Below are 17,498 nucleotides of genomic sequence, written 5' to 3'. Positions count from 1 at the left end.
CTGTTTGACATATCAGGCATATCTTTGAATATATCAATTAGCTGATTTAAAGTATTCTTCTTCTCTGCAGTATCTTGAATGTTGTTTATCAATGGAAGCTTCAGCAATTTTTCTACAGCATCCGCAGCCTTTTGATCCATCTTGGAATTTGAGCTTGAAGTTTTAGCGCTAAAGTCTGTCATCTTGGCAATTTTATTATACACCTCATTCATTTGTGCCGTAGTAAGACTCATTGAGCTTTGTGCGCTGCTGCCTCCAGGCAGCTTCTTTGCAGTACTCATGAATTTTTTGATTACAGTAACTTTATCATTTCCTACCTTAGCTTTGTCCAGCATTTGAATATTCAATAATTCCTTTAATGGTGCAAGAGAAGCCTTATCAATCTGTCCATTTGCAGGCATAGCCTCAAGAATATCAATAAACTGAAGAGTAGTTTTAACTCTTGTTGCTCTGTCATTTGTTGCATCAATCATGGGCAGCTGCATTAAGCTTTGAATGGCCGCCAAAGACTCAGGGTCTTGCTGAGGAACCTGAATCCCATTTTGGGCTGCCTGCTGCGCCTGCTGCATTTGCTGCTTAATTTTATCAACCATTGACTTTTGAGCAGCTGCCATCTGAGTAGTTATTTTATCAACGGCAGTTTTCTGTCCTGTCAGTACACCTTGATACACTTGTACTGCCATATTTTTATATATCTCATCAACAGCTTTTGATTGAGCATCCCCCATACTTGTGGTTATTTTATCTACTGCTGTTTTCTGACCGTCAGCCATTTTGTCAATAATTTTATCTACAGCTTCTTTTTCAACATCTCCCATTTTGCTGTTCATTTGATCTATTGCTTTATTTTGACCCTTTGCCATTTCAGATAACATCTTACGAGCCATGTAAGCATTTTGCAATTTATTCATTGCCTTACTTGTTATTTTTGGAGCTGCTATTGTAAAGGTAGTACTTAAAATAGCAAATATAAGAACAATTGCGAGCTTAGTTTTATGTGGTTTTAAATATCCTAGAAGCCTTTTGAAGGAGCCTTTAAAGTCCTTTGCTTTTTCTACAGGTCTTCCCATTCCACCCATTGGTCCGCCCCTTCGGCCTCCTGCTGGTTTACTGCTTTCTCTGTTTTCACTCATGCTATTTCCTCCTCTGAAAGTTGTGAGGATACAATTTCACGGTAAACGTCACACTTTTCAAGTAATTCCTTATGAGTTCCGATTCCTACAACAGAACCTTCATCTAAAACTATAATTCTATCTGCATCCATAACTGTACCAACTCTTTGGGCAACAATAATCACAGTTGAATCCAAAGTTTCCTTCTTAAGTGCCGCCCTAAGCTTTGCATCTGTTTTAAAGTCTAAAGCAGAGAAACTGTCATCAAAAATATATATTTCAGGCTTTCTGACTAATGCACGTGCTATAGAGAGACGCTGCTTTTGACCACCAGAAACATTTGTACCACCTTGAGCGATTTCGTGAGAATAGCCTCCATCCATATTTTCAATAAAATCAGCTGCCTGCGCGACTTCAGCGGCATGCCTAACCTCTTCGTCACTTGCATTATCATTTCCGAATCTGATATTATCAGCTATAGTACCTGAGAATAAAACCGCCTTCTGAGGAACGAAACCTATCTTTTTTCGAAGGTCTTCCTGTGAAATCTCCCTTACATCTACACCATCAACTAAAATATTTCCACTTTGTATATCATAAAATCTTGGAATAAGATTTATTAATGTAGACTTGCCGGAGCCAGTACTTCCAATAATAGCAGTGACTTCATTAGGTTTTGCAGTAAAGGAAATGTTTCTAAGAGCAGGTTCTTCAGCTCCTTGATAATTGAAGGTTACATCTTTAAATTCAACATATCCTCTGCCTTCAAACTTGTCCATAATTTTCTTTGCATCTGTTATATCCGGTACAGTATCAAGTACTTCATTAATTCTCGCTGCTGCAGCCTGTGCACGTGGAACCATGATATACATCATTGAAAGCATAAGCATTGACATCATGATTTGCATTGCATATTGAGTAAATGCAGAAAGTGCACCTAAATCCAGTGTTCCCTCACTGATACGTTTGCCACCGAACCAGAGAATTGCCAGTGAAGTAAAGTTCATAATAAGCATTATGGATGGCATCATAAATGCCATAATTCTATTAACCTTGATATAGTTTTCTGTAAGATCAACATTAGCTTCATTAAAACGCTTTGCTTCTTTGTCTATTGTATTAAAAGCACGTATAACCCTGATTCCTGTAAGTTTTTCACGTAAGACAAGATTTATTCTATCAACCTTTACCTGTACTTTTTTGAAAAGAGGTATCATCTGTGATGCTATTATTCCTACAACCAATATAAGAACTGGTATTGAAACTCCTAAAACCCAGGTAAGTGACCCATCTTTTCTAAGTGCCATTATAATACCGCCTATGCACATAATTGGTGCACTGATCATCATACGCATTATCATAATGGTAACCATTTGAATTTGTGTGATATCATTTGTGGTTCTTGTAATTAATGTTGCAGTACCAAATTTATCAAATTCATGTAGTGAAAAACTCTCAACCTTCCTGAATACTTTATTTCGAATAATTTCCCCAAGGCCTGATGCAGACCTGGAAGACAATAAGCTGGCAATAACTGAGCAAATAACTCCTCCTAAAGCAACCAGAAGCATCACACCGCCAATATGAAAAATCTTGTTTGTGTCTCCCTGCATAACACCGTCATTTATTATGTCTGACATCAAAGTAGGAAGATAAAGGTCTCCTAAAGCCTGTAAGGTTACTAAAATTACAACACCTATAACCATAATAGTATATGGCTTTAAAAATCTGTAAAGTCTTAACATAATGTTACCTCTCCATTCTGTCAATTAATATTCTTTTTAATGTGCTCAATCCATCAATTATCTTGTCCATTTCTTCTGGAGTAGCTGAACTAAGTAAATCCAAAAAGCTTTCTTCTATTTTCTTATGACCTTTATACTCGTCAATGAACTTTTTAGTTACATTTACATAAACTGTTCTTCTGTCTTCACAATTTCTTGTTCTTTCCACCAGTCCGTGGTTTTCTAATCTGTCCACTATACCGGAAACAGTGCTGTTGGTTAGGTGAATTTGTTCACTTATATCGCTGATCTTCATTTTTCCATACTTACATAGTGTATGAAGTACCATGCTTTGCGGAATGGTTACATCAGCACCTACAAAGTTTTTCCTTATGGTTTGTTTTATAATTTTACTTACTTCAGAAAAAAGCCTTGCCGCTTCCACATTTGTATTACTTAAATACATTTTGCCCTCCTATTATTTTACAAAATTATTTCGTATCATAATTGTTCGCTTTCGATTCATTCGCATACGAACAATTATATCATTATTCATATTCAAGTCAATATATTTTTAGAAGATAAATTATAAATTAACCTTTGAATGATGATAATTAGAAGAAGAAAATAACTTATATTAAAAAATTTGCTGTCTATACAATAATTTTTAGCATCACAAAAAACGCTGTGAGTTAGTAATTCGAACTAATCACAGCGTTTTTAACAAAATTAATTATACAACTAGCTAAGTATCCTACTAGGACTCAATCCAAATATTTGTTGGCCTATTATAATTTACTCATAAGTAGGAATTAATTCGTAAATAACAGGCTTTACACCGTTACTAACCCAGTTGATAATAACTTGATTTATGTCCTTGCCAACAGTAAGATTATTATATGCCTTCGAAAGAGTCCCTATTTGTACTACATTGTTGCTGCTGTCCCTTACATCAACAACTGCGTTGGATATAGCTTCTGGGTCCTGCAGAATCAATAATTTAGTAACAGTTTTAACTGCTGGGAAGTCAAGAACAATCTTATCTCCAGCTGCCGGTAACACAGCTGCCTTATATGCAGTGTCTATGTCGCGGTCTGCAATATTAAGTAAACCAAAACCTTTTTCTCCTTCAGGAGTTCCGCTTATGGCAATGTCTCCAGCCTTACGGTTTACTGAGAATTCACGTACCTTCAGCCAATCTGAATCATCTTGTAATGCTCTATACCTTAAATATCTTGCCTTTATTGATAGGCCTTCTAATGAAATCTCTCTTTGAGTGAGGGTATCTGTTAAAGCTGTCCAGGTACTATTATCAAGGGAATATTCAACAACACCTTTTTTTGTATAGTCTGTATCTCTCCAGGGCGATCCCATTAGTATATTAACGGTTTTAACGTCTTTAGGCTCTCCAAGGTCAACTCCAAAATAGTCCCCTATTTTTTGTGATCTTGCTGTCCAGTAGAAGGTATTAGGATCGTTATCTGTCATTCTGTCTGCAGTATAGTTGTTATAGGTGTTATATGAAGAAAGTGTTGATGTTACTTCTAATGGGGTTGTTCCCACTGAGAACTCCCTTACTTGTATCCAGTATGGTGTATAACCCTTAGCACATCTAAGTCTAACATATTGTGCTTTTATAGAAATATTATTCAAGGTTATATCAGGAACGCTCAACTGCCCTGTTAGTGCTGTCCAATTGACATTATCAAGAGAATATTCAACAACAGCATTTCTCATATAATCAGTTGCCTTTGTATCTTTTCCCATTAAAATGTGTATGGTATAGATATCAGTAGGTTTCCCAAGGTCTATTCCAAAGTAATCCCCTGTATTTGGGTTTCTGTCTGCCCAGTACCAGGTATTATTATTGCCATCTGTCATTTTATCAAGAGTGTAATCAGAATAGGTTCCAATGGTGGAGAAGGTTTTTACCTTGCCGGTATTTACAGTTTTATCATATTCATTTAACGCTTTCTCTATAAAGGGTATTATAACCTTTGAACCTATAACTAAATTAATTGATTTTGCCTGATTGTATGCTTTCCCCAATTCAACTCTGTACTTCCAGGTAGACTCTGTATCCTTATTTGCAAGTGAAGTCATCATGTTAACTGCAGCTATTCCTGAAGTTCCAAGTGCCTCAAGCTTTGTGAGATAATTGTCTGTTTCAGTAAGGAAGCCCTTGTTTTGAAGGTTATTGCGTAAATCTGATGGTGCCTTTTGTACCTTTTGGAATTCATTTATTAAAGCTTTTGATGTCTTTTTAAGTGCATTTAAATCAGCATCCATAAAATTGTTCCAGAATTCATCTGCAATGGGCTTTAGTGAAGTTGATTCTTGACTGCTTAGTATGGATGATCTTGCATTGTCAGAGAAAGTATATAAGGAGTCAACTACGTTAGGGCCAAAATCTTTCATTGCTCTCATCCAGGAATCATCGGAATTATATGCCTTTGGATTCCAGTTATAATCAGCTATTGTGAAAACAGGAATCTTAGAAGCCTCTGCCTCATTCATTGGATTGGAGATTATACCTACTATTCCATTTTCAGAAAGTGCAGGGTCTAACCCCTTTTCTGGCCCCATTAACAGCTGGTTTCTGCAGTAATCATTAACCGGATAGTTATACCATATTAAAACAGGATGTTTGTAAACTTCCTTTATGGTTTTTGCCTGATCAGCTGTTATTGCTGCAGGTACCACAGCCGGTCCAGTCCACATAAATACAATTTCAGGATCAGAAAGTTCAGCCAATCTGTCTAAATATGGTGTATGCCTAGCTACATAGTACTCTGTAGGAACAGTTTCAAGTGGGTTTGCACCAGGATGAGTTTTGATGAACTCTCTTTCAAATCTATTAAGAAGATAAGCCTGAGCTGCAGCAGGTGGATTGGAGTCATTTCCGAACATTGCCTTGTCCTGAGGATCCCTTAAGGTTGAATCAATATCATCAAGTAAGATAGAGAAGGTTCTTACACCCAAATCATACATTGCTTGTGCCTTGTTCACTAGTGCTTTAAAATCATCATCATTTGAAAACCTAATAGATAACCCTGGAGATATAGCAAAGTTGAAGTCAACATGATTTTCTTTAGCCTTATTAACAAGTTCCTGAAGCTGTGCCAATTTATCTGCCGGGTATGGTTCCTTCCATTTATCCCTGTGATATGGGTCATCCTTTGGTGCATATATGTATGTATTCATCTTCATTTTTCCATAAAAATCAATCTGATCAAGTCTATTTTGATGTGACCATGGAGTACCATAGAAACCTTCTATTGCCCCCCTATATTGCATCACTGGATAATCACGCACCTCAACACAGGGCACCCATATATTATGCGTATTTCCCCTTATAATCTGACTAAAGGATTGGGCAGCGTAAAAGGTTCCAGTACTATCTTTACCAGCCAAAACTATATCTCTGTTTCCATTGTGGTCTTTTCCAATTGCTAATACATAACCCTCTGCCTTAAGATTATCAGGTCCTTCTATATCAAGAGATTCAAGTATCTTATCAGTCTCAGGAATTTCAGAAGGTCCCCCTACCCATACTGTAACTTCATTACTTACTTGTGGATCTGATGCTTTCTTTTCTTCTACACTTGTTACTCCAGAAGATTTTAGTGAGTCTTTTACTACCTGCAGTGCATAAGGATCTGTTTTATCACTGATGACCAGTCCCACCTTCGGAGTTATCTCAAACCCTCCAGGATTTTCTTTTACATATTGAGGTGTTGGTGAGATGCTTAATTTATACTGGCCTGAGGAATTTAAGGCATCAACTGCTAATACAGGTCGAAACTGTATTAGACTTAAAACCATGGCAGTTGCTGCAAAAATGCTTACGAACCTTTTTGAAGACTTAATATTCAATTCGTCTACACTTCCTTTTCAAATTTTTAATAGCTTAGACCAAAACCGTAATCATATAAGCCTTTAATTTTTTTAAGCAGTTCTATGTCTAGTTAAATATTCCATTTATCACCCCCCTAAATAAAATAAGTGTAAGTAATAGAAAGACAAAAAAGAGCAAAATGGGTACATTACCCTTTTTGCTCTTGCCTTCTGTTTAAGAAGTTACACGCAATTTTTATTCTGTTGAAACAAATGCAATACAATAAATATTATGCAGCCATGTTGACTCATAAATTTAATTCAAAATAATCAATTGTCTTATTACCAATATTATATTAAAAATGTTTATATTTGTCAATATTAAGAAAAATCATACGGCAAATAATCCCAAATATTTATTAACCTATGTTAACTATTTATTATGAACTTCTTTTATATATTTCCATGTCACTCCATTATCTGCTGATTGGTGCAAAGCTTTACAGTCACCATTATAATCTCCATCAGAAGGCAATAATCTCCTTAATTATAAATTCTTTTCCGCATAATATATCTAAGTTCTTACTTCCGCACTTTGGACATTTGCTGTTATTCTCAAGGAGATTAAATACCTTATTACAATTTTTACAAATAGCATTAGCTGGCAAAATTTCAATTTTCAGCTTCGTATCCTTAAGCAGCGTACCATCTACAGCAGCAGGGTAGCAGGCTTCAATATACCTTGGTATCATAGATGAAAGCTCCCCAATTTGAAGCACTAAGGTATCGATTTTTGTTAGCGCATTTTTTCTTGCTATATTTTCAACAGTTTCAATAACTCCTATCAAAACTCCTATTTCATGCAATCTTATCACCTCTTAAGTGAAAGTATAAAGAAGGAGAGAACTTACGCTCCCCCTCTTTTACTTTTATTTTGTGAATAATTTCTTCACACTTTTAACTGCAATTCTACCTTGACGTTTAATAACGTGTTTTATAACTATAGGTTTCATATGATCAATATCTGTACCAGCAGCATCATATTTTCTAACAAGTGAAATTGCATCAAATTTACATTTAGTAGTACAAATTCCACAGCCAACACATTGATATTGATCTACAACTGTAGCACCGCAGCCAAGGCAGCGCTGAGTTTCCTTCTTAACTTGCTCTTCAGTAAAGGTAATACGCATATCCTTAAAGGTTTCTTTTGATTTACTTCCTTCTACATGAAGTGCTCTTTGTCTTGGTAAACGATCATATCCATCCAAACTCAAATTTTCTTTATCAAGAGCATGGTATTCTCTTTCTCTAACTAATGTCAAACTGTCCCCATGGACATAACGATGAATTGAAATGCTGCCTTGTTTTCCTAGTGCAATAGCATCGATAGCAAATTTTGGTCCAGTTAAAGCATCTCCCCCGGTAAATACATCTTCCTCACCTGTTTGGAAAGTTATTGGGTCAGCTTTTATTGTCTTGTTAGGATTCAATTCAATCTTAGAGCCTTCTAATAATGAGCCCCAATCTATTCCTTGACCAATTGAAATCAATACATGGTTTGTTTTTACAATCTTTGTTGTATTTTCATCAAATTTAGGATTAAATCTCTTATTTTCATCGAAAACAGAAATACATTTTTTAAATTCCACTCCAACTACATGACCATTTTCTACTACAATTCTCTTTGGACCCCATGAATTATTTATCTCAATTCCTTCTGCCTCTGCTTCTTCAATTTCTTCATCAAGAGCAGGCATTTCTTCTCTGCTCTCTAAGCAGAACATATCTACTCTTAAAGCACCAATTCTCTCAGCAGTTCTAGCAACATCAATAGCAACATTTCCTCCACCGATAATAACTGCAGATCCTTCTAACCTTAAATCTTCACCAAGGTTTACTCTAAGTAGGAACTCTACACCAGTCATTACTCCTTCAGAACTTTCACCTTCAAGCCCAAGACTTCTTCCTTCTTGTGCACCTATTGCTATATAAAATGCATTATAGCCCTGTTTTCTTAATTCAGGAATTGTTACGTCCTTACCAACTTCAACTCCTGTTTTAAATTCTACTCCTAATTCTTTGAGTACATCAATCTCTGACTCTACAACCTCTTTTTCTAGCCTGAAGGAAGGAATTCCAAGTGTTAGCATACCACCTAAGGCATTTTGCTTTTCAAACACTGTTACTTCATATCCATTAACAGCTAGGAAATATGCGCAAGAAAGTCCTGCAGGGCCAGCACCAATTACAGCAATTTTCCCTGCTCTTTTTACCATTTTTTCAGGTACATAGCGGTGCTTAGCATTTAAATCCTGATCAGCAATAAATTTTTTAATTTCATCAACTGCAAGTGGTTCATCCACATCTCCTCTAGTACAAACAGCTTCACAATTTCTTGGACAAATACGTCCGCAGATAGCTGGTAATGGATTTTCTCTCTTTATAAGCTCTAATGCATCTCTATATTTTCCTTGTGATGCCATCTTAATATATCCTTGAACTGCTATATGAGCTGGACATCCAGTTTTACATGGACTTGTTCCACTCTCATCAACAACTTTACGATGACGATAATCAAAATCCCACTTGTCTTTTCCCCATTTAGTATCATATGGAGTATCTTTTTCCTTAGGAATCTCAATAGGTTTCTTTAAGCATAATTTTTGACCCAATCTTAAAGCATTTGATGGACAGTTTTCTACACATTCTCCACAAGCAACACATTTATCTGTATCCACTTGTGAAATATAGTTTGATCTAGACCAATCAGGATTTCTATAAAGATTTGTATTTCTAAGTCCAAAACAAGAACATCCACAGCAATTACAAATAGCAAGGGCATTTCCTGGACCTGATAAATTAGGTATCTGATGCATTAGCCCTTCTTTTTCAGCTTGTTTGCAAATATTAAATGCTTCCTCCTTAGTAACTTCTTTGCCTCTTCCTGTACGAATATAATAATCGGCAACTGGACCAAGCCTAAGGCATATATCCTCAACTCTATGACCACATCCTTGTCCAAGGATTCTCATAGATGCACGACAGGCACAATCCGTAACAGCAAAACGATCATTATTATTAAGAATATATTCTATTTCCTCATAAGAAGCTTTTCTTGTATCTCCATCAATAGCACTTTGAACCGGAATAACTCTCATTACACCTAAGCCAACTGGAATATTTCCTGCCATTAATGCACCTAATTTTCTTGTATATTCTTCAAAACACTGACCAATTACTGGGTACTTCTCCAAGTTTACTTTGTTATCCACCATGTATTCCATACAGCCTGGAACAAACAGCTCTAAACAGTATTGATTAACACCATCTATTATTTCTAATTTTATAACTCCATCTAAAGCCATTTGATAAAGCATTTTCTCTACCTCTTCAACTGGCTTTCTGCACTTAGCAGCAACCTCTTCTACAGTTTTAGGTTTTCTTATTTCAAGACAAAGTGCTACTTCTGCCATTTCATCTGTAACAAGAGGCTCAAAAATTCTATATTCCGGATCTTCTGGCTTTACTTTTATAAGTCCTCCTGTAATTCCAGCAGCAATCTTATTGGCCATTTCAAGTACTTTTTTCTTAACCACATTCATTCCCCCCCAAGTAATATTTCACTATGGCATTATGCCTTATTCCAGTTTTTAACTTCGCTGCGAATCCAATTAATCCATTCATCAATTCCCTGACTATTTTTTGCAGATATGGGTATAACCTTGATATTAGGATTCAATTTTTTAACACGCTCTTCTACTTTCTTAAAATCAAAATCAAAATTAGCTATTGCATCAATTTTGTTAATTAATACAACATCCACAATTGAAAACATTAGAGGGTACTTTAGCGGTTTGTCATCTCCCTCGGGTACACTTAAAATCATGGCATTTTTTGATGCTCCTGTATCAAATTCTGCTGGACATACCAAATTCCCTACATTTTCTAAGATTACAAACTCAAGTTCTTCTGTTCCAAGCCCTAGCAGGCCTTGTTTAGTCATACCTGCATCCAGATGGCACATTCCCCCTGTATGCAGCTGGATTACTTTTACCCCAGTTTTTGAAACAGTATGAGCATCCACCTCTGAGTCAATATCTGCTTCTAAAACTCCAATGCTCATTTCATCCTTCAAGGCTTCAATAGTTCTTAAAACAGTTGTTGTTTTACCGGAACCTGGTGATGACATTAAATTCAATAAAAATGTCTTATTCTTTTTTAATTCCTCCCTAAGGAGAGCTGCTTGTTTATCGTTATCTTCAAAAACACTTTGTTTAATTTCCAAAACTTTATATGCATCCATATGCTTCACACCCTCATTTATTAAAGTTACATTATTATCTTTTTTATAAATTAAAAACATTACCTTGATTTAATGATACGCCCTCTTCAAGTGCCTTGATTTCCTTATATTCCTTAAGATCTGTATAAAGTTCCCCAAGATAAGGATTTCTCTTTGTTTTAACTACTTTATAAATCATGTAGATAAATACTCCTATATTTGCAAGTAAAGCTGACAGGCTGAATGCAAACAGCGGTATTTTATTATAGGAGGATGATACTGCAAAGGCCCCTTTGTCAATAAATGCTGGGAAGGTCTGTGCAAACATACACCATATTGCCAAGGTTTGTGCACGATGCTGAAGCCATGCTCCTTTTCCCACTGTAAATGCACAGAGAGTTGGAGCTAGCAGCAGAGCAAAACCGCAATACCAGGAATGACCCGGAAGACAATTGTAAGTATAGGCAAAGTTCCATAAATCATAAGCTATTATCCAAAACCACAGCATATCAGGCCACAGCATATCTTTGCTGCCATCATTAGCCGTCTGTTTTTTTATACAAATTCCAAGCCATCCTGTTATAGTTATTATGTTTAAAATACCAGCTATACCGTTCATAAAATTCCAAGGCCCTCCAAGTACATACATGGCCTCATCTACTAAATTTCCTCCACCAGCATATTGAATACCCACTTGAAAATCACGGATTACTGCTTCCATAATGTTTATTGCAAGAATAAGAGGTGGAAAACATAGTGCCCACTTTTTATCAGATAGTTTCCATTCTATGCCTGTGACTTTGTTTCTAAACTTAACGTGCCTGATGCACCAAAAGCCTATACATCCAGCTGTGGAAGAATACACCTTTGCTAAATGAAACCAATCTGTATAAGTTGTTTCATTTAATACCGTAAACCATAATATTGAAAGTGTCAGCGGCAAAATAACAAAGCTGAAAAAGCCTACATATTTCCATCTACGAGCTGCCTCATTAAAGCCAAAAAGTGATATAAAAACAATTATCCAAACTCCCCATACACTTAATGCTGATGCCCCTTGACTATAGTTGAACACAAACATAATATACCCCCTAATATATAAAATTAGTGTTTTATACATATATTGTATAATTTTTGTTAATCTTTTATCAATAGACAAAAAAATAAAAGTGTCTATTTTAACACTTTTATTTATATATTAAAAATTTATTTTATTTCTTCTTTTACAAAGGCAGCTACAGAGCGAGGAATACTTCCTGATATCATAATCAAAAGCTTCTTAAGAATAATTTCCGGTTCCTCTTCCATTCCTTCACTTACCCAATCTATCATAAGACCATTAAACACATGTATATAGAAATTTATAATGAAATTTTTATCCTTAGTTTCTAGTTTTACTCCTAACTTTTCGATGCACTCATCCACTACGGAATCCAGCAGTCTGTAAGACAGACCTGTAAGGTAGATATTGGTTTCAGGCCAATAAGAAGAATTATATACATGCAAAATCATTTTTGAATTCTTCTTCAGATAATTCATTGTAGCCATGAAACCACCACCCCAGGTTTCAAAGGTTCTATTTTGCGCAATTTCTATTGATAGTTCCTGAAAAAATACGAATTTAAAAACGTCCATAATATCAGTAAAGTGATTATAAAAGGTCTGCCTGTTTACTCCGCAATATTCACAAAGTCCTTTCACAGTTAGCTTATCTATAGATTTCTTGGCTAATAACTGTTTAAATGATTCACTTATCAAAGCTTTAGCATTGTGTTTCATAAACTTCTCCTTTAATACAAAAAGTATTGATTTTATATTGAGAAAACTATTGTGAAGCACCATTTTATTGTTTGCTGCTATTATTAAACCTTTCAATTATTGCTTTAATAATTATTATATCATATTAATAATTCTATCAGATAATAATAATGGCATACATAAGAGTCATTACTTATTTATAGTAATAACTCTTATGTATGCCATTTGTTTTAAATTAGAGTTTTGGCACTAAAAATGAAGCTACATACATTTCCTTATCTGATCTTAAGGCATGCATGCTGCCTGCTGGAACAATAAAAGCCTTGCCAACAGAAAGTTCAACTTCACTTTCCTCAAGTACACCAAAGCCTTCGCCTTGTATACAGTAAAATATTTCATCATGTCTATCATGCTTATGCATTGCTACCTTTTTTTCTGCAGGAATATGATATACATTTGCTGCAATTGAACTCTTTATACTTTCTAAATCCATCTTTAGTTACCTCCTAGAAGCTTATTCATTTAATATTATATATCAAAATTACTTTTTAGCTCAACTATTATAAATTCATTTATATATTAATAATTCTATCAGATAAGTAATTGGCTTCATCCTTATCATGGGTTACCAGAATTGTTGTTAAGCCATTATTTTTATGATAAGCTCTGATAAAACTTGTAAGTTCCAATCTTAATTCTTCATCCAAGGCATTAAAAGCTTCATCCAAGAAAAGAGCTTTAGGCTTTACTACAAGCGCTCTTGCAATAGCCCCTCTTTGGCATTGTCCTCCACTTAGCTGAGATGGATACCTTTTTTCAAGTCCATTAAGTTTAAGTTTATTAATCATATCCAATGCTTCAGTAATCCTCTGAGCTTTATTTATTTTCTTCATTTTAAGACCAAAACATATATTATCTAATAAATCCATGTTAGGAAACAATAAGGGCTGCTGTGCTACCATAGCATAATTTCTCTTCTCAACCGGCATATCAGTAATGTCCTTATTATCTTCTAATATTCTGCCTTTATCAGGCTTTATAAGTCCCGTCATAAGCTTTAAAAGTGTGGTTTTCCCGCAGCCGGAAGGTCCTAGTATTGAAACAAATTCTCCGTCTTCAATTTTTAGGTTTATATCTGATAAGATAAAAGCATCTTTATGATCTAATTTGTTATTTCCTTGAAAGGTTTTCTCTATGTTTATAAGTTCAAATTTAGGCATAATTTCCCCCACTCCAAAAGTTAAAGTATTTTAAAGTGTTTATTTTTATAATAAGTCTTTAATACAAAATCTAAAATTGAGATATTAATCAATGCTACAATAGAAAATATTAAACTATAAACAGAACCGATAGCCTTATCTCCTCCATTTATAAAGGGAATCATTATTATAGCTAAAGTAGCTACTTTTCCTCCTCCTACTAATAAAGTCAAAAAGTATTGACTAGAGGATATTAAAAAAGTAAGGCTTGCACCTGCAAATATTGAAGGCAACAAATGAGGAAAAATAATATAGTAAAATTTCTTTGCCCTGTTTGCACCTAGAATTGATGCCTGATCTTCAAGATTAGTGTTTAATGTATTAAAGGAAACCATCATTGCCTTTATCATGTAAGGTAAGCTAGGCAATATATGTGCTAAAATAACTCCCAATATGGACTCTGTTAATCCAAGCTTAATAAATATGGTATACATCCCCATAATAGCTGTAAAGGGTGGTACAATTATTGGAGCAAATAACAACACTTTCATTATTGTTTTACCTTTAAACTCATATCTCGTGAGTGCCATAGCTGCAGGTATAGCTAATATCAAATCTATAATAATTACGGATATACCAATAACTAATGTGTTAATAACAGCTTCATAGGTATTGGGATTATCATAAAATACATATCTAATAGCTCGAATACTAAATTGACTAGGAAATACAGCAGGCCATCTATAGTTTATGGATATGCTTGTGATAATCAGTGGTAAAAAAGGAAGAATAATTAAGAAAGCAAATATTATTGCTATTATAATAAATTTTGCAGCTTTAAGCTTGTTCAAATTAACTCACCATCTCACCTGTTTTTTTATATCCGATTTTTGTATAATTTTATAGGCTAAAATACCTAAAATTGCTGTAATAATAGTAAGCATAAAATTTGCAGCAAGAGCCAAAGGTCTTATTATTAATTCTCCATTTATATAAATATCATAAGAAAAAACTGCCGCAAGTTTAGGATAGGTAACTCCTAGTAAATAAGGTACTTCAAAATCTGAAAAGGTAAAAGCAAAAACTATAAGCATGGAAGATATCCATGTAGACATTAATAAAGGTATTACTACTTCTTTAAAAAATTCTTTTCTAGCACTACCAAAAACTCTAGCTATTTCAAGCCAGGAGGTTTCTATTCGTTGCATGGCAGGAATCAGCATAAGTATAATAAAGGGGGTTTCCTTCCATATATAGGTGATTATTATACCAACACTATTTATATTGTTGATAAGTGAAGGAAAGGCTTCCATACTTTTAGTTATCCCAAAATAATAGGTTATGCTGGATATCCATCCGCTTTTCATAAATAAAAGTCCTATAAGATAAGCAGCTGTAATATGTGGTACAAGAATAGGCAGCTGAAAAATCCTTCTAAGTATTTTAGAAATTTTATTTTCTTCTATTATAAACAATATATATGTTAATATCATAGCAAGAGCACCTGAAGCTGTGGTTGAAATAACAGATATTTTAAAAGTAAGTCCTATAGACTTTATAAAATCAACAGAGCTAACCAGCTGCTTATAAAAATTAAAAGTGATATGTGAATTTCCCATTATACTAAAAAGCCCTAGACTTTGAAGAAAACCTAGGGCAAGACCTCCTAAAAACAAGGTCGATACTACAAGCATTGCAGGCAAAATTAAAATATATGGTTTAATTTTTTGAAACATTTTGGATCCAACCTTTTTGAAGAAACTCTACATAGCCGGCATTAATCTCTGGAACTCTATGACTTTCAAGTTCTGCTTCAGGAAGTGTAGCTTCTCCTCTATTAATAGCTTTTACTTTATTCTTATCCTCTTCTGATAGTTTTGAAAAATCTAAAGCTAGTCCATCTCCCCAATTCTTAGGATCAAACTTTGCTATTTGTGCCTCTGGTGATAATAGAAAATTAATAACTGCTTCTGCTCCAGCTTTATTTGGGCTGTTAAAAGGTATAGTTAGAAAATGTGTATTTGAAAGGGTTCCACTGCTAAATACCATAGTTTTGGTTGAGCTAGGAAAAGTTCCTTTTTTTATTTCAGAAGCTGCTCTTGCTTCATCATAACCCATTGTCATCCAAATCTCTCCGTTGGAGTATAGCTGATCCAGCTTTGAAAGGCTCTCTGGATAGGTCTTTCCCTGCTCCCATAAATAAGGCTTAATTTCATTTAAATATTTCCATAATGGCTTTGAGTCTTCTACAAGACTCTTTTCATCTATTGGTTTTAGATATTTCTCATATCCTCCACAGGTTTCATAAAATCCTTGTCTTATAAAAGCGCTACCCGTAAAATCAATTGAGGCAGGATATGTAAATTTACCTGGATTTTTCTTAACCCACTCTTTTAATTCTTCAAAGGATTTAGGTGGATTTTTTACTTTTTCAGAATTATAGATGTACACAAATTGTACTTTCCCAAAAGGAGCTTCCATTCCCTCTGTCTCTTCCCCAAAATCATATTTTATATCATTAGAGTTACCATCAATATATTTTTGAAAATTAGGAAGCTTATCTGTAAAGGGCCCCCAAAGTACTTTACTTTCTTTAGCAAGTTTAAAATTTTCTCCATTCATCCATATAATATCTGTGTCTCCTTGTGTTTTTCCGCTCTGCTTTTCTGTTATTAATTTATTTATTACATCTTTAGGCGTATTTATAGGCACTCTTTTAAGAAGTATGCCTTGCTCATCTTTTAATTTTGGAGCTACCCATTTATCCATATATTCATTAATACTGTCACTGCCACCCCACATATAAATTGTCACAGTTTTTAATTCTTTATTTTCCTTATGGGCACAGCCAGACAAAAATAAAGGTAATATCAAAATAGATAATACCATAATAAGGATATTTTTCTTCATTAAAGTCCCCCCGTATTCCTCATTCTAAATGGCACAGCTTAATCTCTATCACTATAACTTACTAAGCTTACCTTAATTTTTATTTTTTATGTCAAAATTCTTTTAGCTTCAAAAATTCTTTGCATCGCAGTATAAAAAATAGCTAATGAAAATATGATTGATATAATATTTATGTAATTATTAAATAAAATCATTAAGGAAAAAAATATAAATCCTTCAGTTCTTTCAGCTAAACCAGGTTGATAATAAAAAGATTTTTCACTATTTTTATCACTTAATGCTCCTACTGTAAGAAATACTGTCATGGAAAGTATTATTGAAGACAGTAAAATTACTAATAAGAAATTATTATTAGGAAATTTTAATGCCGCAGCTATTATTATTGAAATCTCTACAACTCTATCAAAGGTTATATCCAGTATAGTTCCAAAGGCAGTTGCTTTTGTTTTCCTAGCCATAGTTCCATCTACTGCGTCTAATAGCCCTGAAATCCATAATAATATTACTGCAATTAAATTATAACTAAAATAAAAGACCACTGCTGAAAGTACTCCAATTATAAATGCTATAAATGTTATGCTATTTGCCTTAAAACCTAGTTTTAAAAACAATTCAGCAATTGTTTCAATTATTGGTTGTACAAATTTTCTACCTTTTGTGTCTAACATTAAAA

Annotated in this window: 14 protein-coding genes; all 14 read right to left on the bottom strand. The window is 34.3% G+C overall.

Features of this window, described 5'->3' with window-relative positions:
• Positions 1 to 1,129 precede the first annotated feature (1,129 nt).
• The 14 genes from ACJDUH_RS02515 to ACJDUH_RS02450 all read right to left on the bottom strand — a co-directional run bounded on the left by ACJDUH_RS02515 (position 1,130) and on the right by ACJDUH_RS02450 (position 17,493).
• Positions 1,130 to 2,857, bottom strand: coding sequence for an ABC transporter ATP-binding protein (locus ACJDUH_RS02515; protein WP_406763577.1), 1,728 nt, complete (start codon positions 2,855 to 2,857; stop codon positions 1,130 to 1,132).
• Positions 2,858 to 2,861: 4 nt separating this feature from the next.
• Positions 2,862 to 3,302, bottom strand: coding sequence for a MarR family winged helix-turn-helix transcriptional regulator (locus ACJDUH_RS02510; RefSeq protein WP_406763576.1), 441 nt, complete (start codon positions 3,300 to 3,302; stop codon positions 2,862 to 2,864).
• A gap of 329 nt (positions 3,303 to 3,631) precedes the next feature.
• The gene (locus ACJDUH_RS02505; RefSeq protein ID WP_406763575.1) at positions 3,632 to 6,712 is read right to left on the bottom strand and encodes a glycoside hydrolase family 84 protein; all 3,081 of its coding nucleotides are present in this window, start codon (positions 6,710 to 6,712) and stop codon (positions 3,632 to 3,634) included.
• Positions 6,713 to 7,197: 485 nt separating this feature from the next.
• A complete protein-coding gene (locus ACJDUH_RS02500; protein ID WP_406763574.1) occupies positions 7,198 to 7,539 on the bottom strand; it encodes a hydrogenase maturation nickel metallochaperone HypA/HybF in 342 nt (113 codons plus the stop codon).
• 63 nt (positions 7,540 to 7,602) lie between these two features.
• On the bottom strand, positions 7,603 to 10,272 hold the full coding sequence (locus ACJDUH_RS02495) for an FAD-dependent oxidoreductase (protein ID WP_406763573.1): 2,670 nt from the start codon (positions 10,270 to 10,272) through the stop codon (positions 7,603 to 7,605).
• A 35-nt stretch (positions 10,273 to 10,307) separates the two neighbouring features.
• Complete coding sequence (gene hypB / locus ACJDUH_RS02490) at positions 10,308 to 10,979, bottom strand: hydrogenase nickel incorporation protein HypB (protein ID WP_406763572.1); 672 nt, start codon at positions 10,977 to 10,979, stop codon at positions 10,308 to 10,310.
• Positions 10,980 to 11,022: 43 nt separating this feature from the next.
• Entirely contained in the window at positions 11,023 to 12,039 is a 1,017-nt protein-coding gene (locus ACJDUH_RS02485) for a DUF5692 family protein (protein ID WP_406763571.1), read from the bottom strand.
• A 125-nt stretch (positions 12,040 to 12,164) separates the two neighbouring features.
• Complete coding sequence (locus tag ACJDUH_RS02480; protein ID WP_406763570.1) at positions 12,165 to 12,737, bottom strand: TetR/AcrR family transcriptional regulator; 573 nt, start codon at positions 12,735 to 12,737, stop codon at positions 12,165 to 12,167.
• Between the two features lie 214 nt (positions 12,738 to 12,951).
• Positions 12,952 to 13,209 (bottom strand): cupin domain-containing protein, encoded by a 258-nt coding sequence (locus ACJDUH_RS02475; protein ID WP_406763569.1) that lies wholly within the window; start codon positions 13,207 to 13,209, stop codon positions 12,952 to 12,954.
• 79 nt (positions 13,210 to 13,288) lie between these two features.
• Complete coding sequence (locus ACJDUH_RS02470) at positions 13,289 to 13,936, bottom strand: ABC transporter ATP-binding protein (RefSeq protein ID WP_406763568.1); 648 nt, start codon at positions 13,934 to 13,936, stop codon at positions 13,289 to 13,291.
• A 20-nt stretch (positions 13,937 to 13,956) separates the two neighbouring features.
• A complete protein-coding gene (locus tag ACJDUH_RS02465; RefSeq protein WP_406763567.1) occupies positions 13,957 to 14,766 on the bottom strand; it encodes an ABC transporter permease in 810 nt (269 codons plus the stop codon).
• 6 nt (positions 14,767 to 14,772) lie between these two features.
• Positions 14,773 to 15,651 (bottom strand): ABC transporter permease, encoded by an 879-nt coding sequence (locus tag ACJDUH_RS02460; RefSeq protein ID WP_406763566.1) that lies wholly within the window; start codon positions 15,649 to 15,651, stop codon positions 14,773 to 14,775.
• Positions 15,635 to 16,825, bottom strand: a complete 1,191-nt coding sequence (locus tag ACJDUH_RS02455; RefSeq protein WP_406763565.1) for an ABC transporter substrate-binding protein — start codon at positions 16,823 to 16,825, stop codon at positions 15,635 to 15,637. The genes ACJDUH_RS02460 and ACJDUH_RS02455 overlap by 17 nt, the downstream gene beginning before the upstream one ends.
• A gap of 86 nt (positions 16,826 to 16,911) precedes the next feature.
• A complete protein-coding gene (locus tag ACJDUH_RS02450; RefSeq protein ID WP_406763564.1) occupies positions 16,912 to 17,493 on the bottom strand; it encodes a CDP-alcohol phosphatidyltransferase family protein in 582 nt (193 codons plus the stop codon).
• Positions 17,494 to 17,498: the final 5 nt, after the last annotated feature.

It is taken from the genome of Candidatus Clostridium radicumherbarum (assembly GCF_045310525.1).
Lineage (GTDB): Bacteria > Bacillota > Clostridia > Clostridiales > Clostridiaceae > Clostridium_AT > Clostridium_AT radicumherbarum.
Note: the sequence above shows the minus strand (reverse complement) of the source record. Positions and strands in the feature narration are given on the sequence as shown.

Bases quoted from the DNA above. Each gene is read 5' to 3' on its own strand.
- ACJDUH_RS02515 (WP_406763577.1), bottom strand. From the start codon at position 2,857: ATGTTAAGACTTTACAGATTTTTAAAGCCATATACTATTATGGTTATA.
- ACJDUH_RS02510 (WP_406763576.1), bottom strand. From the start codon at position 3,302: ATGTATTTAAGTAATACAAATGTGGAAGCGGCAAGGCTTTTTTCTGAA.
- hypB (WP_406763572.1), bottom strand. From the start codon at position 10,979: ATGGATGCATATAAAGTTTTGGAAATTAAACAAAGTGTTTTTGAAGAT.
- ACJDUH_RS02485 (WP_406763571.1), bottom strand. From the start codon at position 12,039: ATGTTTGTGTTCAACTATAGTCAAGGGGCATCAGCATTAAGTGTATGG.
- ACJDUH_RS02480 (WP_406763570.1), bottom strand. From the start codon at position 12,737: ATGAAACACAATGCTAAAGCTTTGATAAGTGAATCATTTAAACAGTTA.
- ACJDUH_RS02475 (WP_406763569.1), bottom strand. From the start codon at position 13,209: ATGGATTTAGAAAGTATAAAGAGTTCAATTGCAGCAAATGTATATCAT.
- ACJDUH_RS02470 (WP_406763568.1), bottom strand. From the start codon at position 13,936: ATGCCTAAATTTGAACTTATAAACATAGAGAAAACCTTTCAAGGAAAT.
- ACJDUH_RS02460 (WP_406763566.1), bottom strand. From the start codon at position 15,651: ATGTTTCAAAAAATTAAACCATATATTTTAATTTTGCCTGCAATGCTT.
- ACJDUH_RS02455 (WP_406763565.1), bottom strand. From the start codon at position 16,825: ATGAAGAAAAATATCCTTATTATGGTATTATCTATTTTGATATTACCT.
- ACJDUH_RS02450 (WP_406763564.1), bottom strand. From the start codon at position 17,493: ATGTTAGACACAAAAGGTAGAAAATTTGTACAACCAATAATTGAAACA.